Here is an 18,806-nt window from a genome sequence, read left to right as displayed (position 1 = left end):
CGCGCCCCCTCAATTGTGATAAAGAGCCCCCCCCAAGCCGCGCCAGGACCCCCCCCCCCACCCCCCGGCCGGCACCCGGCTGATGCAACCCCCCCCCGCCCCGCCCATCGCCCCGCCCACCCGCCTGATGACCCAGGGCACCCGCCACTACGACTACGACGCCTTCGGCAACCTCATCCGCGAACGACGCGGCAAAAGCCAGCAACTCGTTACTGAGTACCGCTACGACTGCCAGCATCGGTTGGTCGGGGTTACAACGCCCAACGGCCAAACCGCCAGCTATCGCTATGACCCATTTGGACGGCGTATCAGCAAGACCGTGGACGGCAAGACCACCGAATTTTTCTGGCAAGGCGACAAGCTGATAGCCGAACACCATGCAGAGCGTCATCGCAGCTACCTCTACGAACCCGACAGCTTCCGCCCCTTGGCCCTGTTGGACGGTTTCGGCCCAAAAGAAACCAAGCCCTACCACTACCAACTCGACCACCTCGGCACCCCGCAGGAACTGACCAGCCGCGAGGGCGAAATCGTCTGGTCCGCTCACTACCGCGCCTACGGCCAGATCGCCCGGCTCGACGTAGGCAACATCGACAACCCACTGCGGTTTCAAGGGCAGTATTTCGATGCGGAAAGCGGACTGCACTACAACCGCCATCGCTACTACAATCCGGATATTGGTCGCTATCTGACGCCGGACCCGGTGAAGTTGGCGGGTGGGATCAATGGCTACCAGTACGTGCCCAATCCGACAGGGTGGGTAGACCCGCTAGGCTTGAATTCATGCCCAGGCGATGATGGGTGTAAAAAGCAAACGAGTGCTGACGATCCATCCTACAAATCGAGCGTGGATGATGGACAGCCTTCAGCTCCTCTTGTTCACGGAGTAGACGCAACCTTCTTAAATAGAACACACAGCATTGAAGGGAAGCGGTCAACCAAGCGTGTGGAAGAAATTGCTCGCAGTATGCGAAACGACGGATACGATAAAAATACGCCAATAGACGTTTTTGAGTATAACGAGCAACGCTATATTGTTGATGGGCACCACCGAGCTGCCGCTGCAAGACAAACAAAGACGCCAGTCACCATAAAACTAATCCAGAATATAGGTGACCATAACAGCTCGTTCAACAGCACCCAGGACGTAATAGACGCTTCAAATGCAGTAGGACTGGATAGACTGGAAAGGCCTAGACGATGAGAGCTCAGACGCTAGAACATTTGATCACAGAATACTTGGAGCAAGTAAAAAAGGCTACCGACTTACTTGAGCAAGTGTTTGGAACCAAAAATATCATTGGTCTGTGGCGATCCAAAAAAATCCCGCAGCGTGGGACGGTCGCTGCAAATGTCACCTACGAGCTGCACGGTATTGGTTGCAGTGTTTACTTATCTGAAATATGTGTCGACTTTGATTACGGCCCGGACGATAGGGTCGACGGTTTCGACTCGTGGAGGCTGTATATGTACGCATGCGAAACACCCTGCAAGTACAAAAAATATACAGATAAACAAGCCTTGGAACGTGAGTTCAATGCGTACCTAAAAAAGGGCAAAGCCAAGAAAATCGAAGGGTCCACATCTAATTTGTACTTCATACAGTCTTGATGCCGTTCAGGTAAATCTCCTTACCCTAGACACTCTGAATATCGAATATGGGATGGGACTTGACCTCGATAACTGTGAACCAGCCAATGCATGTGCAAACTGACCCAACAACATCGGAGGTAAGCCTTGGTGCCGATCAGTCAAGCGAACGCAATACTCAAAGCAACGAAGATCAAAAGTGGGAGCTGGCTTGCCTGCGAAAGCGGTAGTGCAGTAACAGAGGCAGTGACTGACACACCGCCTTCGCGGGCAAGCCCGCTCCCACAGGGGATCTGCGCTTAACAGACTGGAATCCTTCCCACATTCACACCCACGGCGCTACTCTTTCCCACCGATGGTTTGGATGAGGCTTTTCGCAGAACGGGTATACCCAGGTCCGAATACAGCGTATCGAAATGGGGCAAAGACCAATATGGCAAATCATTTCCAACAGAATGGCGAGTACAAACCGGTCCCAATAGAGGAGCGGAAGTGAATATTGACGATCCTATGCTTGTGCCAAGTAAAGAAGGCCCGAAATCACCTCATATTGGCTATCAAACACCTGGAAAGAGAGGCGACGGAGGAGCCAAAAGAGGCCATATACTGCTCCAACTGGTTCCTGTCAGCCGGTCCAGAATAGGTGTCCCCTGATGAGTTATCTGGAAGACGAAATAGACGAAGCCTTTAATGCGCTGAACCTCGACGCTGGAAAGCTTGATTCGAGCGAACTCAACTTGTTGATAAGCTCTCTGACGAGAAAATTCTTCAAAGCGCAAAGCAATGTGCTTGATCCCGTCGAACTGAACGAGAAAAGCACCGAACACAACCCTGACTTTTGGAAGGAGGTGCCGCATCGCATTAGCGGGAATGGCCTGGTTCTGCTGGTATTAGATTCAGCGTACAGCGCCTGGAGAATGGAAAACGCTCGAGTGCTCGCCTCTGTGTTAGGCGAAACCACCGGATATCCGTTTTGGATAACCGATAACGAGCTGACGTTCTTAGTACACATGGACGATCATGACTGTGTCATTTGGGCATGAGCGCCACTCCGCCTAAATTGCAGACTATGAGGTCCATAGCCAGCCCCAATTCGCCACCTCGCCCACCTCAACCTAAACTCTGTTCAAGTTGTTTCAACGGACAGAGGATTCACCACCATGGGCAAACGTCACCCCAATCTCCCCGCCTGGCAATGGCGTCAGTACCCACAGAACCATCAGCACCCGACCAACCTGGCGTTGCACCTGATTGCCGTGCCGCTGTTTATCGTTGGTTTCCTGTTGATCGTGTCGGGCGTGTTCAGCCTGAGCCTGGCCAGTTTCGCGGTCGGCGTGATTGGCATTGTCGCGGGCCTGGCGTTGCAGCGTCATGGCCATAGCCTGGAGGCTCAGGCCAGTGAGCCGTTCAGCGATCGTAAAGATGCGGTGCAGCGCCTGGTGGTCGAGCAGTTCGTGACTTTCCCGCGCTTTGTGCTCAGCGGTGGCTGGTGGCGCGCCTGGCGGCAGCGGCACCACCACTGACCGGCAGGTTCAGGCGAACACCACCACAGTCTGACGGCTGAGGGCGATCAACTCGCCGGTCGGGCTCCACAAGGCAGCGGCAGCGTGGCCGTAGCCGTCGCGGGCGTGTTCGATGTTGACGTGGTACTGGCACCAGTCGAGGGTGGTCAGATCCTGCAGGGGCTGGATGAACTCGATGGTCCAGGTCAGGGTGCTGCCCGGCGCGGGCTTTTTCAGGTGCGGCAGCAACGCCGGTGGCCAGGCGTCGACCAGGGCGAGGATGTGCGCCTCGGTCAGTGGCTCTTCTTTTACATCCCCTCGCAACCGTACCCAACCGCCCATGTCGCGGGATTTATTGCCGGTAAACGGCAGGCCACCCACACTCCAACGCATCGCCAGATGGCGCATGAATTCGGGGGTAACGCCCTTGATGTAGGGCAGTTCCTGGCACTCATCCCAATGTTTGAAGACCGGTGGCGGCTCACTTGCCACGTCAATTTCGGAGGGGCGAGAGGCGCCAAAACTGGCCTGGACCAGGGTCGCCACTTCACCGTTCTGCACCACGCGCCCCAGCAGCTGGCTGACCGCCTTGCCTTCGCGCAGCACTTCGACTTGATAGCTGGCAGGTACATCCGGCGCTACCGGGCCGACAAAGGTGATGGCCAGGGAGCGCAGCGGTCGATCCGCCGGCACCTGAGCGCGCAGCGCCTCGTATTGCAAGGCGGCGACCAGGCCACCAAAGGTAGCCCGGCCCTGGGCCCATTCGGCAGGAATGGTGACATCCAGCGGATTGCTACGGGCAGCATCGAGCAAATCACTAAAGCGCATGGCGACCTCACATCAAGAAAATCGTGGAGGAATCTTAACCATCCAATTCGGCAGGCACAGCGCCTATTCCGGCCAAAAACCGGACCGGTTTAAAAACACTCGGCGCTGAGTGTGTCCAGCACGCGGTCGGCCTTGCCTTGCGCCTTGAGCATGGTGCGCTGCCACACCGCGACACAGGGTTGCAGGTCTGGCTCGTGACCGGCCTGGGCCAGCCATTGCCAACAGTCATGCCAATCACCCAGAGCGCTCTGGGCTTTTTTCAAATGCGACAGAGCATTAGCGGGTAATTTGTCCAGCTCCGGATACGCCTCGGCGGCGTAGCGCACACGCTTGATCAGCAACCGCAGCCGGTGGCGATCATGATCGGGATTCTTCAGGGCCTCATCGAGTCTCTGCCATTGCTTGGCCAAGCGCTTCTGGATACGCGGGCGCAAGCCCTTGAGCAGTTTCTGGTGCTGGGACGCGCGGATAAACCGCGGGAATGCATCCAGGATCAGCAGCAAGTGCGCCAGTTCCGGGCTTTGCGCCACTTGGCGGTAAGCCTCGGGCTGCAGACGCAGGCGCCGATCAGCTGCCTCGTGATGCCCGTGCTGATGCAAATACGCCGCCAGCACCTCTCGGTCGCGTAGCGGCGTAGTCAGTTGGCCAACCGTGCTGGCGGCCAATTCAAGCTGTTCGACACCAGGCAGCCCGCGCAAAGGGCGCAACAGGCTGCGCAGGCGGCGCACCGTGGTGCGCAAATCATGCAAGGCTTCATCGTCAGTGACGGCGGCGAGGCGAGCCTGGCAGCTCAGTAACCCTACTTCCAGGCCAATGACCTGAGCGACTAACTGATTGACCAACGCTGACATCCTGCCCTCACTTTCCGATAAAAAATCCTGCCCGCCGCTGGGTCATCGCCCGGCGCGAGACTCACGAATGTAGAACCGCGCTTTCTCGGCCTTGTTGGAGCAACCCTCGAACGCTTCGAATTGCTGCTGAGTCTTGGCGCCAGTCAACAGCGACAACGCCTTGGAGTAACTGACAGTGCCGGCAAAACCTTCGGCCTTGGCCAGGTCCAGTTCTTTCCAGGCGGCGTCCAATTGCGAGCCACAGCTGTCGCGATACGCGGTTTTCCCGGCACAGCCAGCCAAGGCCAACACGATCACAGGCACACAGATCCAGGCTTTCATTGATGACACCTCAAAATATACAAATTCAGTCGTAGCCTGTAGACGTTGCCTACAGGGAAAAGTGCCTTGTCCTTAGCCTGAAATCAGTAGTACCTATTGCCAGAGCATACCCGAGCCTGATCGCCAGCCTGGAAAAATATTGCGCGCTGTCAGCAAGGATTGAAGCAGGCCCCTTGATGGGTGCATTGTGGGCCCCTGTTTTGCGAAGGATCTGGCCATGAAGAAACGTGTTGCCTTAGTGCTGGGCTCCGGTGGTGCCAGGGGCTACGCCCATATCGGGGTGATCGAGGAAATCGAACGACGCGGCTATGACATCGCCTGTATCGCCGGCTGTTCCATGGGCGCCGTGGTGGGTGGGATCTACGCTGCCGGCAAGCTCGACGAGTACCGCAACTGGATCGAAAGCCTGGACTACCTTGACGTATTGCGTCTGGTGGACGTGAGCTTTCGTCTGGGGGCGATTCGTGGTGAAAAGGTGTTCGGGCAAATCCGCAAGATTGTCGGCGACATCAATATCGAGGAGTTGCGCATCCCCTACACCGCCGTCGCCACCGACCTCACCAACCAACAGGAGATCTGGTTCCAGGAAGGCTGCCTGCACCAGGCCATGCGCGCCTCGGCGGCGATCCCCAGCCTGTTCACCCCGGTGATGCAAGGCAACCGCATGCTGGTGGACGGCGGCCTGCTCAACCCGCTGCCCATCGTGCCGGTGGTGTCGAGCCATTGTGACTTGATCATTGCGGTCAACCTCAACGCCACCAACCAGAAGCACTATCAATTGCCGGTGATCCAGCGCCCGCCAGCGTTCAAGAGCCGCTTCAACAGCCTGGCCAAGTCACTGGGCTCGCACCTGCCGTTTCGCCGCAAGCAGGCGGAGCAGTTGATGAAACTGGAACAAGAAGCCTTGCAGGCCCAGGCCGCCGAAATCAACCCGTGGCTGGAGTCTGCCGAACCCGAAGCCCAACAACCTGCCGCGGCGCCGGAGAAAGCCGGCGCACCGAAGTCGGCGACCGGCTCGTTCATCATCGACAACGTCGGGCCTGCATCGCTGCTGGACCTTATCAACCAGAGTTTCGAGGTGATGCAAACCTCATTGGCGCAATACAAGATCGCTGGGTACCCACCGGATGTGCTGATCAACGTGCCGAAGCGGGTGTGCCGGTTTTTCGAGTTCTACAAAGCGCCGGAGTTGATTGCTTTGGGGCGGGAGATTGCCAGTGATACGTTGGATCGGTATGAGAGTGAGCAGAGTTGAGCGTGGAGGTGTTGCTGATGGCCTCATCGCGGGCAAGCCCGGCTCCCACAGGGAATGAATGCCAACTGTGGGAGCTGGCTTGCCTGCGATGGCGCCAGCGCAGGCACCAAAGGTTCAGGCACCTAGCAACCGATACCCCACCCCCGCCTCCGTCACGATAAACCGCGGCTGGGTGGGGTCATCCGCCAGCTTCTGGCGCAGGTGCCCCACCACGATACGCAGATAATGGCTGTCCTCGGTGTGGGTCGGGCCCCAGATGTCCTTGAGCAATTGCTGCTGGGTAATCACCCGCCCCGGATGCCGGGCCAGTTGCGCCAGCACTGCGTACTCCTTGCGGGTCAGCGCCACCTCGGCACCGTCCAGCAGAACGCGGCGATAGGCCAGGTCTACGGTCAACGGGCCAAAACTCAGGGCGGCTTCCTGGGCTTCTCCGGCCGGTGCCTGGCGCAACAGCGCGCGTACACGGGCGAGAAACTCCTGGATACCGAACGGCTTGGTCACGTAGTCATTGGCGCCACCGTCGAGGGCCTCGACCTTCTGACCTTCGCTGGCCCGCACCGACAGCACCAGCACCGGCACGCTCGACCACTCGCGAAACTCGCGCAGCACCTGCTGGCCGTCCATGTCGGGCAGGCCCAGGTCGAGTACCAGCAGATCCGGTTTGCTCAAGGCCGCTTGGGCCAGGCCTTCGTTGCCGGTGCCGGCCTCGATCACCTTATAGCCCTGGGAGGCCAGGCTGATGCGCAGGAATTTGCGGATCTGGGGTTCGTCATCAATGACAAGAATCGTCGCGGTCTGGCTCATGGTGTCTCATCAAAACCCATTAAAAAATCACCCCTCTGTAGGAGCGAGCTTGCTCGCGAAAAACTTCTAGGCACCGCGTGCATTCAGGGCGCCATCATTATCGTTAACGACCTTCGCGAGCAAGCTCGCTCCTACAAGGTTTATTCCAGGGCAGGTTGTGTCGGCAATGGCAGAAACAAGGTGATGCAAGTCCCCCAGCCATCAATGCCATCGGCCACGCTGATATGCCCACCGTGTGCGCCGACCATGCCCTGGCAGATCGCCAGGCCAAGGCCGGTGCCCTGCCCGCCCCGATCACCGCGGGCAGCGGTGTAGAACATGTCGAAGATCTTCGCACGCTCTTCCTCGGGAATCCCCGGCCCTTCATCCGCCACGGCAAAAAACAGCTGCTCATCCTGCACGCCAGCGCGCAACTGCAAGCGGCCCTGGGGCGGCGAAAACCGTGCGGCGTTTTCCAGCACGTTGACCAAGGCCTGCTCGATCAACGCCGCATGCACATACAACAAAGGCAGTTCCGGCGGCACATCGGTGCTCACCTGCAACGGCGCCAGCACAGCGCGCAATCGCCCAAGGGCACTGCCGACGATGTCGCCGGGCGACACCCAGTCGCGTGCCAGTTTCAGCGCACCGTGGCCAAGGCGGGTCATGTCCAGCAGGTTCTGGATATAGCGGTCGAGGCGCTCGGCTTCATCGCGAGTGCCTTCGAGCAGTTCGCGGCGATCCTCCAGCGGGATGGCTTCACCGAGGGCCAGCAGGCTGTCGATGCTGCCGCGCATGGACGTCAACGGCGTGCGCAAGTCGTGGGACACCGAGGCGAGCAAAGCGCTGCGCAGTTGTTCGGTTTCGCCGTGCAGGCGCGCCGATTCCAACTCCTGCCCCAGTTGTGCCCGCGCCAGCGCCTGGGCCAGCGGTTGGCTCAACGCGGTGAGTAAACGTCGACGTTGCCCGCTCAATTCCAAACCAGGCTTGGCACTGACACCCAGCAAACCCAAGGGCCCCTCTTCACCCGACAGCGGCCACCACCACCAGCGCCCAAACGGCAAGGTGCCGGTGCCCATGCCGGCCGGCTGATCATGCTGCCAGGCCCAATCGGCGGCAGCGCGTTCGGCTTCGGTGAGGGTCAACGGGCCACCGGTCTCGACCTTCCAGCCGCCCTGACCGTCGCGATTGACCAGGCACAGGTCAAGGTCGTTCCAACCTTGCAGATGGTGGGCGGCGGCGCTGATAACAGCCTGGCGGTCGGTGGCAGCGGTGAGCTTGCGCGACAGGTCGAGCAGTTCGCTGGTTTCTTCCTGGGTGTCGCGCAACGCCTGCAACTGGCGGCGCTGGCGTGCGGCGAGGTTGCCGGTCAACGCCGCCATCAACAGAAAGAACAACAGGGTCAGCACGTCTTCTTCGCGCTGGATGGCGAAGGAAAAATTCGGTGGGATAAACAGAAAATCGTAAGTCAAAAACGACAGTGCTGCACACACCAGGGACGGCCCCAGGCTGCTGCGCACCGCCACCAACAGCACGGCGGCGAGAAACACCAACGAGATGTTCGGCAGCGCCAACGCACTGGACACGGCCCAGGCCACTGCGGCAGCGGCGAGGGTCGCCACCACCGCCAAGGCGTAATCGAACCACACCAAACCGCGCACATCGGGCAGACGTGGCGGTGCGGGCATGTCATCGCTGTCGAGGACGTTGATTTCCAAGCCGCGTGCATTGCGCAACAGGCGTGCCGCTAAGCCGCCACCGAACAGGCGCCGCCGCCAGCGCATCCGTGACTGCCCCACCAGCACTAAACTGGCACGGCGTTCGGCGGCGTGCTGGATCAGGGTCTTGGCCACTTCCCCGGCGCGCAGCAACACCACTTCGCCGCCCAGCCGCTCCGCCAGTTGCTGGGCGTTTTGCAGGCGCAGGCGCGATTGCTCATCCCGCGCACGGCCGTTGTCGATGTGCACCAGGCTCCAGGGCAAATGCCGACGCTGGGCCACACGGCTGGCATGGCGCACCAGGCGTTCGGCTTGGGCATCGCCATCCACGCCGACCAGCAAACGCCCGCGCACCGCCGGCGCGGCCTGGCCGAGTTGGCGGTAGCCCTGGGCCAGGTCGTCGTCGACGTGGGCGGCGGCGGTTTGCATGGCCAGCTCGCGCAGGGCCATGAGGTTGGTCTGGGTGAAAAATGCATCAATGGCCGCACGCGCCTGTTCTGGCACATACACCTTGCCGTCACGCAGGCGCTCAAGTAACTCGCGGGACGGCAGGTCGATCAGCAGCAGTTCATCGGCCTCTTGCAGCACCCAGTCCGGCAGCGTTTCACGCACTTGCACACCGGTGATGCCACGCACCTGGTCGTTGAGGCTTTCCAGATGCTGGACGTTGACCGTGGTGAACACGTTGATGCCGGCGGCGAGCAGTTCCTGGATGTCTTGCCAGCGTTTTTCATGGCGGCTGCCGGGGGCGTTGCTGTGAGCCAGTTCGTCCACCAGCACCAGCTTTGGCTTGGCGGCGAGCAGGCCGTCGAGGTCCATTTCTTCGAGCATTACGCCACGGTATTCGCTGCGCAACAGCGGTTGTTGCGGCAGGCCGCTGAGCAAGGCCTCGGTCTCGGCGCGGCCATGGGTTTCGACCACCCCGGCGATCAGGCGTACGCCCTGGCGCAGTTGGGTATGGGCCGCCTGGAGCATGGCGTAGGTCTTACCCACACCGGGCGCGGCGCCGAGGAAGACTTTGAGCCGGCCACGGCCGTCCCGGGGCAGATCGGCTAACAGGGCATCGGCGCGGCCGGAGTCGCTCATGCTCGGGGGTTCCTTCAGGTATTTATGGAGAGTCTTCAAGGCCGCCATCGCGGGCAAGCCCGGCTCCCACAGTGGAATGCATTCCAAATGTGGGAGCCGGGCTTGCCCGCGATGGCGATCGCTTGGCTTACAACGTTTCCAAAGCCATGTTGAGGGCCAGGACGTTTACTACGGGCGGGCCTACCAGCGGGCTTTGGATGTGCTCATCCAGCAACCGCTGCAAGGTCGACACCGGCACATTTCGCGCCGCCGCCACTCGCGCCAGTTGATAGGCAATCGCCTGCGGAGGCAAGTGTGGATCAAGGCCACTGCCGGAGGTGGTCAGCGAGGCCAGTGGCACCGGGCCCTGGCCCGGCACCAACTGCTTGCTGGCCTCCTCGACGATGCGAGTGGCCAAGGCCGGATTGCTGGGGCCCAGGTTACTGGCACTGCTGGACACTGTGGCAAAAGCACCGGCTGACGGGCGTGGGTGAAACCAGCGGTCACCGGTAAAGTCCTGGGCGATCAGGCTGGAGCCGCGCACCTTGCCGCTGGCGTCGCGCACCAGGCTGCCGTTGGCTTGGTCGGGGAAGGCCACTTGCGCCACGCCAGTGACTACCAACGGGTAGGCCACGCCGGTGATCAGGGTCATGAGTACCAGCAGGCTCAGGGCTGGGCGGATAATGTTGGACATTTCAGACTCCTCAATTCAGTGGTGCGGTGGGACGCGGAGCGTCCGGGGCGGCGGCGTTCCCACGCAGAGCGTGGGAACGATCAGCAGAGCGTGGGAACGATCAGCGGACAGGTCAAACCAGGTGCAGCGCGGTCAGCAGCATGTCGATGGCCTTGATGCCCACGAACGGCACCAACAGCCCGCCCAGCCCGTAGATCAGCAGATTGCGCCGCAGCAATGCCGCCGCACTCGCCGCCTGTACGCGCACGCCGCGCAGGGCCAGCGGAATCAGCACCACAATAATCAGCGCGTTGAACACGATGGCCGAGAGGATCGCGCTCTGCGGGCTCTGCAAGTGCATGATGTTGAGCACGCCCAGTTGCGGGTAGATCGAGGCGAATAGCGCCGGCAGGATTGCGAAGTACTTGGCCACGTCGTTGGCGATGGAAAAGGTCGTCAGCGCGCCACGGGTCACCAGCAGTTCCTTGCCGATCTGCACCACGTCCAGCAGCTTGGTCGGGTCGCTGTCGAGGTCGACCATGTTGGCGGCCTCGCGCGCGGCCTGGGTGCCGTCGTTCATCGCCATACCAACGTCAGCCTGGGCCAGCGCCGGGGCGTCGTTGGCGCCGTCGCCACACATGGCGACCAGGCGACCATCGTTCTGCTCATGGCGAATACGCGCGAGTTTCTTCTCTGGCGTGGCCTCGGCCAGCACGTCGTCCACCCCCGCTTCAGCAGCAATCGCGGCGGCGGTCAGCGGGTTGTCGCCGGTGACCATCACGGTGCGAATCCCCAGCTTGCGCAGCTCGGCAAAACGCTCGCGAATACCGGGCTTGACCACGTCCTTGAGATGGATCGCCCCCAGCAACTTGCCATCGGCGCACACCAGCAAGGGCGTGCCGCCGCTTTGGGCGATCTTGTCGATTTCCCGCGACAGCGCCGGCAACAGGTCGCTGCGTTGCTGGCCGATAAACGCCAGCAGCGAATCCACCGCGCCTTTACGGAACACACGGCCCTGGTAGTCGACACCGGACAAACGGGTCTCGGCGCTGAAGGGCACGGCGGTCAACGCCTCCAGGCTTGGCTCGGCCTGCGGGTGCAAGGCGCGCAGGTATTCAACGATGGACTTGCCTTCCGCCGTGTCATCGGCCAGGGACGCCAGCAGCGCGCCTTCGGCCAACTCGCGGCCGCTGACGCCAGGCGCCGCGACCACGGCCGAGCAACGACGGTTGCCGAAGGTGATGGTGCCGGTCTTGTCCAGCAACAGCACGTGCACATCCCCCGCCGCTTCTACCGCGCGGCCAGACTTGGCGATCACGTTGAGACGCACCAGGCGGTCCATGCCGGCAATGCCAATGGCCGACAACAAGCCACCAATGGTGGTAGGAATCAGCGTCACCAGCAGTGCGACCAGGAACACCAAAGGCAAGCTGCCATTAGCGAAGTGGGCGAACGGCTGCAAGGTCACCACCACCAGCAGGAAGATCAGGGTCAGGCCGATCAGCAGGATATCCAGCGCGACTTCGTTGGGGGTTTTCTGGCGTTTGGCGCCTTCCACCAGCGCGATCATGCGGTCCAGGGTGGACTCGCCCGGGTTGGCGGTGATGCGGATGAGCAGCCAGTCCGACACCAGCCGCGTGTTGCCGGTGACGGCCGAACGGTCGCCGCCAGACTCGCGGATCACCGGGGCGGATTCGCCGGTAATCGCCGCTTCGTTGACCGCCGCAATCCCTTCGACGACCTCGCCGTCACCGGGGATCATTTCCCCGGCGGCAACACGTACCACATCGCCCTTGCGCAGGCTGGTGGCCGGTATCATTTTGAAGCTGCCGTCAGCCTCCTGGCGACGCGCGCTCAAGCCTTCGCTGCCGGCCTTGAGGCTATCGGCACGGGCCTTGCCACGCCCCTCGGCCAAGGCTTCGGCGAAGTTGGCAAACAGCACGGTGAACCACAGCCACACGGCTATTTGCACGGCGACAAACGTTGGAACGGTGGTATCGGGCACAAAGCACAGCACGGTGGTGAGGATGGCGGTCAGTTCGACCACCAGCATCACCGGCGAGCGTTGCAGTTGGCGAGGGTCCAGCTTGACGAACGCCTGAACCAGCGCTGGGCGCCACAGCGCAGAGATTGCGGTTTTGGCAGGCTCCTGGGTTTTGACCGGGGCCGCGTTTTTTGCAGGCATATTCATTTTCATATCCCTTAACTAGAAGCCCATGCTCAAGTGTTCAGCGATGGGGCCCAACGCCAGTGTCGGCAGGAAGGTCAGGCCGCCCACCAGCAAAATGGTCACGGTCAACAGGGTCACGAACAGCGCGCCATGGGTGGGGAAACTGTTCTGGCCAATCGGTGCGGCCTTCTTCATCGCCAGGCTGCCGGCCAGGGCCAGTACCGGGAGGATGTAGCCGAAGCGGCCGATCAACATGCCCAGGCCCAGCATCAGGTTATGGAACGGGGTGTTGGCGCCGAGGCCGGCAAACGCCGAACCGTTGTTGGCACTGGCCGAGGTGTAGGCGTAGAGCAACTGGCTGAAGCCATGGGGTCCGGGGTTGCTGATGGCAGCTGCCGGGCCGGGCAAGCTAGCGGCGATGGCACTCAACACCAATACGCCGACCGGCATCACCAGCAGGGTCACCACCAGCAATTGCACCTCCTTGGCCTGGAGTTTCTTGCCCAGGTATTCCGGGGTGCGGCCGATCATCAGGCCGGCGAGGAACACCGCGATCAACACGTTAAGCAACATGCCGTACATACCGGCACCGACACCGCCGAAGATCACTTCGCCGACCATCATGTTGACCAATGCCACCATCCCGCTCAGCGGGCTGAGGCTGTCCTGCATACCGTTGACCGAACCGTTGGACGCCGCGGTGGTGGTCACCGACCACAGCACGGTGCCGGTGGTGCCGAAGCGTGTTTCCTTGCCTTCCAGCGGTGCGGTTTGCTCCACCGCCGGGTTGTTCAAGGTTGGGTTGGGCTGGTATTCGGACCACAGCGACGTCGCGCCGCCGATCAGGAACAGCGCCAGCATGCACGCGAGGATCGCCCGGCTCTGGCGCAGGTCCTTGACGTAATGGCCGAAGGTAAACACCAACGCCACCGGGATCAGAATGATCGAGGCCACTTCAAACAGGTTGGCCCAGGCCGTCGGGTCTTCGAACGGATGCGCCGAGTTCACACCGAAGAAGCCACCGCCGTTGGTGCCCAGTTGCTTGATCGCAATCTGGCTGGCGGCCGGCCCCAGGGGAATCACCTGGTCCACGCCCTGCAGGGTGACGGCATCCACATAGTGGGCGAAGGTTTGCGGCACGCCCTGCCATACCAAAAACAGCGCGAGCACCAGGCACAACGGCAGCAGGCCGTAGAGGGTGGCGCGGGTCATGTCGACCCAGAAGTTGCCCAGGGTCTGGGCAGATTTGCGCCCTATCCCACGGCACAGGGCGACCAGGACGGCGAGACCGGTCGCTGCACTGACGAAGTTCTGCACGGTCAGGCCGGCCATCTGGCTCAGGTAGCTGAGAGACGCCTCACCGCTGTAGTTCTGCCAGTTGGTATTGGTCATGAAACTGACGGCGGTGTTGAACGCCAGAGTCCATTCCTGGCCGGGCAATTTCTGTGGGTTCAGTGGCAGGGAGCCCTGGAATAACAGGATCGAGAACAACAGCAAGAAGCCCGCAAGGTTGAATGCGAGCAAGGCCAGCATGTATTTCTGCCAGCTCTGTTCCTGCTGCGCATCCACGCCCGAGAGGCGATAACAGGCCTTTTCGACAGGCCCCAATACACGCGTGAGCCAGGTGCGCTGGCCTTCCATCACCTTGTAGTAGAACCGCCCCAAAAAGGGTGCCGGCACCAGTACCACCGCAAAGAAGGCGATGATCAGCCAATAGTCATAACTGTGCATAGCCCGCTCCTAGTTCCGATCCGCGCGTAACAGCGCAACCAGCAGATAAATGAACAGCGCCACGGCCAATAGCAGTGACACTCCGTCCAGAACGCTCATGGAAATTTCCCCGTCTTGCGGCGATTGCCGCGTGTGGGGGCATTGTCCGCAGGAGCGGTGTAAAGGAACGAGAGCGAGGCGCAGGGTGGGGCGTAAAGATGGCGTAAAGAGTGGGTTTATGCGGGGTTTACAGCGGGGTTTGCCGTGGCTGGGAGGGCCTCTTCGCGGGCAAGCCCGGCTCCCACATTCGACTGCGTTCTTTCAGTTAACACTCGGTCAAGTGTGGGAGCGGGCTTGCCCGCGAAAGCGCGCGCCAAGTCACCACCGCACTTATGTGGTGCAACTCATGCCACATTCAAACGCCAAACCGTCCCCCCGGCGACATAGGCACTGCTTTACGACATAGTTCTGAGGCTTGGCATAGCCACTGCAACACCTTGAATTATTCCAAACGGTTCAGGGAGCGCAGCACAATGAACACACAACTCAAACCCACCTTGGGCACCCTGCACCTATGGGGCATCGCCGTCGGGCTGGTGATCTCCGGCGAGTATTTCGGCTGGAGCTATGGCTGGGGCGTCGCCGGGACCTTGGGCTTTCTGGTGACCTCATTGATGGTCGCCGCGATGTACACCTGCTTTATCTTCAGCTTCACCGAACTGACCACTGCGATTCCCCACGCCGGAGGCCCCTTTGCCTACAGCCGTCGCGCCTTTGGTGAGAAAGGTGGCTTGATTGCAGGCCTGGCCACCTTGATCGAATTCGTCTTCGCCCCGCCCGCGATTGCCCTGGCCATTGGTGCGTACCTGAACGTGCAATTCCCGGCACTCGACCCCAAGCATGCCGCTGTCGGCGCCTATATCGTGTTCATGGGCCTGAACATCCTCGGCGTCAAACTGGCCGCTACCTTTGAACTGGTGGTGTGCGTACTCGCCGTCGCCGAACTACTGGTATTTATGGGCGTAGTCGCCCCGGCGTTCAGCTTCAGCAATTTTGCCCTCAATGGTTGGGCCGGTTCCGACACCTTCGGTGCCCCGGCGATTGCCGGGATGTTTGCCGCCATCCCCTTCGCCATCTGGTTCTTCCTCGCCATCGAAGGCGCGGCCATGGCCGCCGAAGAAGCCAAGGACCCCAAACGCACGATTCCAAAAGCCTACATCAGCGGCATCCTGACCCTGGTGATCCTGGCCATGGGCGTGATGTTCTTCGCTGGCGGCGTAGGCGACTGGCGCACCTTGTCGAACATCAACGACCCACTGCCCCAGGCGATGAAAACCGTGGTGGGCGACAGCTCCGGCTGGCTGCACATGCTGGTGTGGATTGGCCTGTTCGGCTTGGTGGCAAGCTTCCACGGCATCATTCTCGGCTACTCGCGCCAGTTCTTCGCCCTGGCCCGCGCCGGTTACCTCCCCTCCTTCCTGGCCAAACTTTCACGCTTCCAGACGCCGCACCGGGCCATCCTCGCCGGCGGCGTGGTGGGCATCGCCGCCATCTACAGCGACGGCCTGATCAACCTGGGCGGCATGACCCTGACCGCCGCGATGATCACCATGGCGGTGTTCGGTGCCATCGTCATGTACATCATGAGCATGCTCAGCCTGTTCAAACTGCGTAAGACCGAGCCACTACTGGAACGCACCTTCCGCGCGCCGGGCTACCCCATCGTGCCGGGTATTGCGCTGGCGCTAGCGGTGGTATGCCTGGTGGCGATGGCCTGGTTCAATGCCTTGATCGGGCTGATCTTCCTGGGCTTTATGGCGGTGGGCTTTATCTACTTCCAGATGACCGCACAAGACCGCATCGATGCGCCGGCGGATGCAATGTTGACCGGACAGTAGCGCCTATGAGGCAGAACGGGCCTACACTGAACTACTCAGAAAGCCCGTCACTCAAAGCAGTGATTACCGTGGGAAAATTCTCCCACGAACCTCTGCCTCAAGGAGCGTCTTATGCCGTGGTATGCATGGTTGATTATGGTAGTAGCGATCGGGTCGATCGTCGGTGGCCTGATGATGCTGCGTGACAGCGCCAACAAGGTGGAACTCACCGACGAACAACGTAAACGCGTAGCCGAGCGCAATGCGCAGGCAGATGCCAAGGATGCGCAGGATCGCTAAATCTTGCGTTACTCCCAATCCGCCTTGGCAATATGCAAGCCGTGCTGCCCTTTGTAGGCAGCACGTTCCGGCTGGCTCCAGCCATTGAGCAACTCATCCTCCAACCGGTAGATCTCCACCCCCAACGGACGACACACCGTCAGCGGATCCTGCGCATCCGGCCCCCACATCGGTAGCGACAAATCCCCGCCTGGGCACGTCGACAACGCACACAGCAAATCAATCTCGGCAAAAAACTCCAGGTAATCGCCCTTCTTCGCCGGACAGGCTTTCATGAAGTACATGTCATCCTGATTGAGCCCGGTGCACTGGAAAATATTCAACACGTCATGCACATCGAATTCCGTCAGTCCATGGGGCAATACCGCACGGGTCAGGTTCGAGTGGCAATGGTGGTGAAAGTCCTCCCCGGTCAACATACGGTTCACATAGGGGTCGCACCGCGTGCCCAACAAATCGTGCAAACGTCCACCGTGCTCATCAATGCGGTAGCTGGCCAGGCTGTCATCGGTAATAGTGACCAAGGGCCGTAGAAAAGGCAGGTTCGACCACAACCGATCATGGGTGCTGACATGGGCGCCTTGCAGCTGCCGAGTGCGCGCGGCCCACAAGCGTTCGCGTGGGTCGTTGGCGCTCCAGACATTAAAATCCCCCACCTGCGGGCCCACCGGCGTGGTCACACGGAACACATGCCCGGCCGGCACCTTCCACGCTCTCCCCGTTCGAATCGGCACCTCGAACTGTTCGATCAACGTGCGCTGGGTTTTCTGATCACGAATACGCTCATAGAACGCCGTATCCACCTGCAACGCCGAACCTTTGCTGACCTGGTACGCGGCGGGATAGTCTTTGTACATGGGGCACTCCTCCATCAAGGGCGATCAAACAAGGCGAGAGAAAGGCGTTCCGAGTCATCCAGGTACAGACTCATCGCCTCGCTGGCGGCCTGGGTTTGGTTGCGGGTTAGCAATGTGTATATCTCATGGTCACGCTCCAGCCAGGGTGATTGGAAACGTTGCTCGTCAGGCGCGGCACAGAACACCAGGCGCAACTGGGCAATCACCTGGGCGAAGAACTCGTCGAACAACGGGCTGCCCATCAACGCGACGATCTGTTGGTGAAACGCCAGGCTGTGAGTCGCCACAGCCCGCCAGTCTTCGCGCTCCCGGGCCAAGTGTGTGGCGTCAATGGCGTTTTGCATATGTGTCGATTGAGCGTCCGTCAGCGGGCCGCTTTGCGCAATCGCCTGCAACTCCAGGGTGCGGCGGACGACGAAGAGGTCGCGCACTTCTGCTCGCTCCAAGCGCCGAACTATGACGCCCTTGTTGCGGATATAGCGAGTAAGACCCTCCTGGCCCAGACGATGCAGCGCCTCGCGAATTGTATTGCGGGATGCGTTGTAGGCTTTGACCAGGTCGGCCTCGATCAGCGGCATGCCTGGTAACAAGCGGCCACCGATGATGTCGGCGCGTAGTTCCAGGGCGATCTGGTCGGCTAAAGATAGGGTGAGTGGCATCGTTACCTCGAGATTGTTGAACAATCACCGAGGAAGAGGTAACCACGTTTCGTGCCAATGTTGCCTGCGAGGGGAAATCGCAATGTCCGTTAGTTAAAGGAAAGGCCGGTCTATGACCGGCCCTCCGCGCTGTTTTCAGATCCTCAATTAATAACCAGCCTGTCGCGATTCTTTTCCAGCAATGCCTTGCCGATGCCTTTCACTTCCAGTAACTCATCCACCGCTGTGAACGGGCCGTTGCTCTCGCGATAGGCGATGATTGCCTTCGCCTTGGAAGCACCAATGCCGAACAGATCACGGCGCAGGGTTTCGGCGTCGGCGGCGTTGAGGTTGACCTTGGAAGATTGTTCGGTCTTGGTCATCTGGGTGGAGATGGGGGTTGGGGGCTCTGGCTTGATGGACGGCGCAGCGGTGGTGGCGATGGAGAAGCTGGTGAGGAAGGCGAAGATGAGCGATGAGAGGTAGAGGTTTTGCATTGGTGACGCTCCATGACATCGGTTAGAGAAAAAAGCAGCTTTTCCGAAGCTGCTTTTCAAAATTAGATGATGCTGGGAGAGAGTCAAAAGTGAGTGAGTTACAGAATGTGAGGCGGCAACAGGCACTGCATCTAACTTGCCGCCTGAATGAACGACAGATAGATTGGAAAT

19 protein-coding genes and 1 pseudogene are annotated in these 18,806 nt (G+C 60.5%); 8 read left to right on the top strand and 12 right to left on the bottom strand.

Annotated elements, in window-relative coordinates:
- Positions 1-58: 58 nt before the first annotated feature.
- The 5 genes and pseudogenes from GIW04_RS15910 to GIW04_RS15890 form a co-directional block, all read left to right on the top strand.
- Positions 59-1,204, top strand: a pseudogene (locus tag GIW04_RS15910) (RHS repeat-associated core domain-containing protein); the annotation flags it as partial.
- A complete protein-coding gene (locus tag GIW04_RS15905) occupies positions 1,201-1,611 on the top strand; it encodes a DUF6896 domain-containing protein (RefSeq protein ID WP_019821405.1) in 411 nt (136 codons plus the stop codon). The pseudogene GIW04_RS15910 and the gene GIW04_RS15905, both read left to right, overlap by 4 nt.
- A 291-nt stretch (positions 1,612-1,902) precedes the next feature.
- Positions 1,903-2,244 (top strand): polymorphic toxin type 47 domain-containing protein, encoded by a 342-nt coding sequence (locus GIW04_RS15900; RefSeq protein ID WP_073844178.1) that lies wholly within the window; start codon positions 1,903-1,905, stop codon positions 2,242-2,244.
- Positions 2,244-2,633, top strand: coding sequence for a hypothetical protein (locus tag GIW04_RS15895; protein ID WP_057710894.1), 390 nt, complete (start codon positions 2,244-2,246; stop codon positions 2,631-2,633). The genes GIW04_RS15900 and GIW04_RS15895 overlap by 1 nt, the downstream gene beginning before the upstream one ends.
- 117 nt (positions 2,634-2,750) lie before the next feature.
- The gene (locus GIW04_RS15890) at positions 2,751-3,113 is read left to right on the top strand and encodes an Mpo1-like protein (RefSeq protein ID WP_003189844.1); all 363 of its coding nucleotides are present in this window, start codon (positions 2,751-2,753) and stop codon (positions 3,111-3,113) included.
- A 9-nt stretch (positions 3,114-3,122) separates the two neighbouring features.
- Here GIW04_RS15890 and GIW04_RS15885 read toward each other — a convergent pair whose 3' ends face one another.
- The 3 genes from GIW04_RS15885 to GIW04_RS15875 form a co-directional block, all read right to left on the bottom strand.
- The gene (locus tag GIW04_RS15885) at positions 3,123-3,920 is read right to left on the bottom strand and encodes an acyl-CoA thioesterase (RefSeq protein WP_003189843.1); all 798 of its coding nucleotides are present in this window, start codon (positions 3,918-3,920) and stop codon (positions 3,123-3,125) included.
- Positions 3,921-4,009: 89 nt separating this feature from the next.
- A complete protein-coding gene (locus GIW04_RS15880; RefSeq protein WP_003189841.1) occupies positions 4,010-4,771 on the bottom strand; it encodes a CHAD domain-containing protein in 762 nt (253 codons plus the stop codon).
- Positions 4,772-4,813: 42 nt separating this feature from the next.
- A complete protein-coding gene (locus GIW04_RS15875; protein WP_003189839.1) occupies positions 4,814-5,092 on the bottom strand; it encodes a hypothetical protein in 279 nt (92 codons plus the stop codon).
- Positions 5,093-5,309: 217 nt separating this feature from the next.
- Here GIW04_RS15875 and GIW04_RS15870 point away from each other — a divergent pair, with 217 nt between their 5' ends.
- Entirely contained in the window at positions 5,310-6,347 is a 1,038-nt protein-coding gene (locus GIW04_RS15870; protein ID WP_003189836.1) for a patatin-like phospholipase family protein, read from the top strand.
- A gap of 114 nt (positions 6,348-6,461) precedes the next feature.
- On the opposite strand, the gene GIW04_RS15865 is transcribed toward GIW04_RS15870, so the two are convergent.
- From GIW04_RS15865 to kdpF, 6 genes are all read right to left on the bottom strand, one after another.
- The gene (locus GIW04_RS15865; RefSeq protein WP_003189833.1) at positions 6,462-7,151 is read right to left on the bottom strand and encodes a response regulator; all 690 of its coding nucleotides are present in this window, start codon (positions 7,149-7,151) and stop codon (positions 6,462-6,464) included.
- A 140-nt stretch (positions 7,152-7,291) separates the two neighbouring features.
- Positions 7,292-9,934 carry a sensor histidine kinase gene (locus GIW04_RS15860; protein WP_120247704.1) on the bottom strand — a complete coding sequence of 881 codons (2,643 nt, stop codon included), beginning with the start codon at positions 9,932-9,934 and terminating at the stop codon, positions 7,292-7,294.
- A gap of 127 nt (positions 9,935-10,061) precedes the next feature.
- Complete coding sequence (gene kdpC / locus GIW04_RS15855; protein WP_120247703.1) at positions 10,062-10,607, bottom strand: potassium-transporting ATPase subunit KdpC; 546 nt, start codon at positions 10,605-10,607, stop codon at positions 10,062-10,064.
- Positions 10,608-10,719: 112 nt separating this feature from the next.
- Positions 10,720-12,777: a potassium-transporting ATPase subunit KdpB gene (gene kdpB / locus GIW04_RS15850; protein ID WP_003189828.1), complete on the bottom strand. Its 2,058-nt coding sequence runs from the start codon at positions 12,775-12,777 to the stop codon at positions 10,720-10,722.
- 15 nt (positions 12,778-12,792) lie between these two features.
- Entirely contained in the window at positions 12,793-14,487 is a 1,695-nt protein-coding gene (gene kdpA, locus GIW04_RS15845) for a potassium-transporting ATPase subunit KdpA (protein ID WP_120247702.1), read from the bottom strand.
- Positions 14,488-14,496: 9 nt separating this feature from the next.
- Complete coding sequence (gene kdpF, locus GIW04_RS15840; RefSeq protein ID WP_003218754.1) at positions 14,497-14,586, bottom strand: K(+)-transporting ATPase subunit F; 90 nt, start codon at positions 14,584-14,586, stop codon at positions 14,497-14,499.
- Between the two features lie 413 nt (positions 14,587-14,999).
- Between kdpF and eat the strand changes: the two genes are divergently transcribed.
- Together eat and GIW04_RS15830 are read left to right on the top strand one after the other, a co-directional pair.
- Positions 15,000-16,364: an ethanolamine permease gene (gene eat, locus GIW04_RS15835; RefSeq protein WP_106111553.1), complete on the top strand. Its 1,365-nt coding sequence runs from the start codon at positions 15,000-15,002 to the stop codon at positions 16,362-16,364.
- 111 nt (positions 16,365-16,475) lie between these two features.
- Positions 16,476-16,643, top strand: a complete 168-nt coding sequence (locus GIW04_RS15830) for a DUF2897 family protein (protein WP_003172675.1) — start codon at positions 16,476-16,478, stop codon at positions 16,641-16,643.
- 8 nt (positions 16,644-16,651) lie between these two features.
- Here the strand turns inward: GIW04_RS15830 and GIW04_RS15825 are convergent, their stop codons facing one another.
- The 3 genes from GIW04_RS15825 to GIW04_RS15815 form a co-directional block, all read right to left on the bottom strand.
- Positions 16,652-17,500: an urea carboxylase-associated family protein gene (locus GIW04_RS15825; protein ID WP_120247701.1), complete on the bottom strand. Its 849-nt coding sequence runs from the start codon at positions 17,498-17,500 to the stop codon at positions 16,652-16,654.
- 14 nt (positions 17,501-17,514) lie between these two features.
- A complete protein-coding gene (locus GIW04_RS15820) occupies positions 17,515-18,159 on the bottom strand; it encodes a GntR family transcriptional regulator (protein ID WP_120247700.1) in 645 nt (214 codons plus the stop codon).
- Between the two features lie 143 nt (positions 18,160-18,302).
- A complete protein-coding gene (locus tag GIW04_RS15815) occupies positions 18,303-18,635 on the bottom strand; it encodes a ComEA family DNA-binding protein (protein ID WP_120247699.1) in 333 nt (110 codons plus the stop codon).
- Positions 18,636-18,806 lie beyond the last annotated feature (171 nt).

The sequence above is a fragment of the Pseudomonas sp. PA-4-8C genome, assembly GCF_021606625.1.
Lineage (GTDB): Bacteria > Pseudomonadota > Gammaproteobacteria > Pseudomonadales > Pseudomonadaceae > Aquipseudomonas > Aquipseudomonas lactis.
The sequence above is the reverse complement of the archived record's forward strand: the minus strand, read 5'-3'. Positions and strand labels throughout refer to the sequence as shown.

Bases quoted from the DNA above. Each gene is read 5' to 3' on its own strand.
- GIW04_RS15905 (WP_019821405.1), top strand. From the start codon at position 1,201: ATGAGAGCTCAGACGCTAGAACATTTGATCACAGAATACTTGGAGCAA.
- GIW04_RS15895 (WP_057710894.1), top strand. From the start codon at position 2,244: ATGAGTTATCTGGAAGACGAAATAGACGAAGCCTTTAATGCGCTGAAC.
- GIW04_RS15890 (WP_003189844.1), top strand. From the start codon at position 2,751: ATGGGCAAACGTCACCCCAATCTCCCCGCCTGGCAATGGCGTCAGTAC.
- GIW04_RS15885 (WP_003189843.1), bottom strand. From the start codon at position 3,920: ATGCGCTTTAGTGATTTGCTCGATGCTGCCCGTAGCAATCCGCTGGAT.
- GIW04_RS15880 (WP_003189841.1), bottom strand. From the start codon at position 4,771: ATGTCAGCGTTGGTCAATCAGTTAGTCGCTCAGGTCATTGGCCTGGAA.
- GIW04_RS15875 (WP_003189839.1), bottom strand. From the start codon at position 5,092: ATGAAAGCCTGGATCTGTGTGCCTGTGATCGTGTTGGCCTTGGCTGGC.
- GIW04_RS15870 (WP_003189836.1), top strand. From the start codon at position 5,310: ATGAAGAAACGTGTTGCCTTAGTGCTGGGCTCCGGTGGTGCCAGGGGC.
- GIW04_RS15865 (WP_003189833.1), bottom strand. From the start codon at position 7,151: ATGAGCCAGACCGCGACGATTCTTGTCATTGATGACGAACCCCAGATC.
- GIW04_RS15860 (WP_120247704.1), bottom strand. From the start codon at position 9,934: ATGAGCGACTCCGGCCGCGCCGATGCCCTGTTAGCCGATCTGCCCCGG.
- kdpC (WP_120247703.1), bottom strand. From the start codon at position 10,607: ATGTCCAACATTATCCGCCCAGCCCTGAGCCTGCTGGTACTCATGACC.
- kdpB (WP_003189828.1), bottom strand. From the start codon at position 12,777: ATGAATATGCCTGCAAAAAACGCGGCCCCGGTCAAAACCCAGGAGCCT.
- kdpA (WP_120247702.1), bottom strand. From the start codon at position 14,487: ATGCACAGTTATGACTATTGGCTGATCATCGCCTTCTTTGCGGTGGTA.
- kdpF (WP_003218754.1), bottom strand. From the start codon at position 14,586: ATGAGCGTTCTGGACGGAGTGTCACTGCTATTGGCCGTGGCGCTGTTC.
- eat (WP_106111553.1), top strand. From the start codon at position 15,000: ATGAACACACAACTCAAACCCACCTTGGGCACCCTGCACCTATGGGGC.
- GIW04_RS15830 (WP_003172675.1), top strand. From the start codon at position 16,476: ATGCCGTGGTATGCATGGTTGATTATGGTAGTAGCGATCGGGTCGATC.
- GIW04_RS15825 (WP_120247701.1), bottom strand. From the start codon at position 17,500: ATGTACAAAGACTATCCCGCCGCGTACCAGGTCAGCAAAGGTTCGGCG.
- GIW04_RS15820 (WP_120247700.1), bottom strand. From the start codon at position 18,159: ATGCCACTCACCCTATCTTTAGCCGACCAGATCGCCCTGGAACTACGC.
- GIW04_RS15815 (WP_120247699.1), bottom strand. From the start codon at position 18,635: ATGCAAAACCTCTACCTCTCATCGCTCATCTTCGCCTTCCTCACCAGC.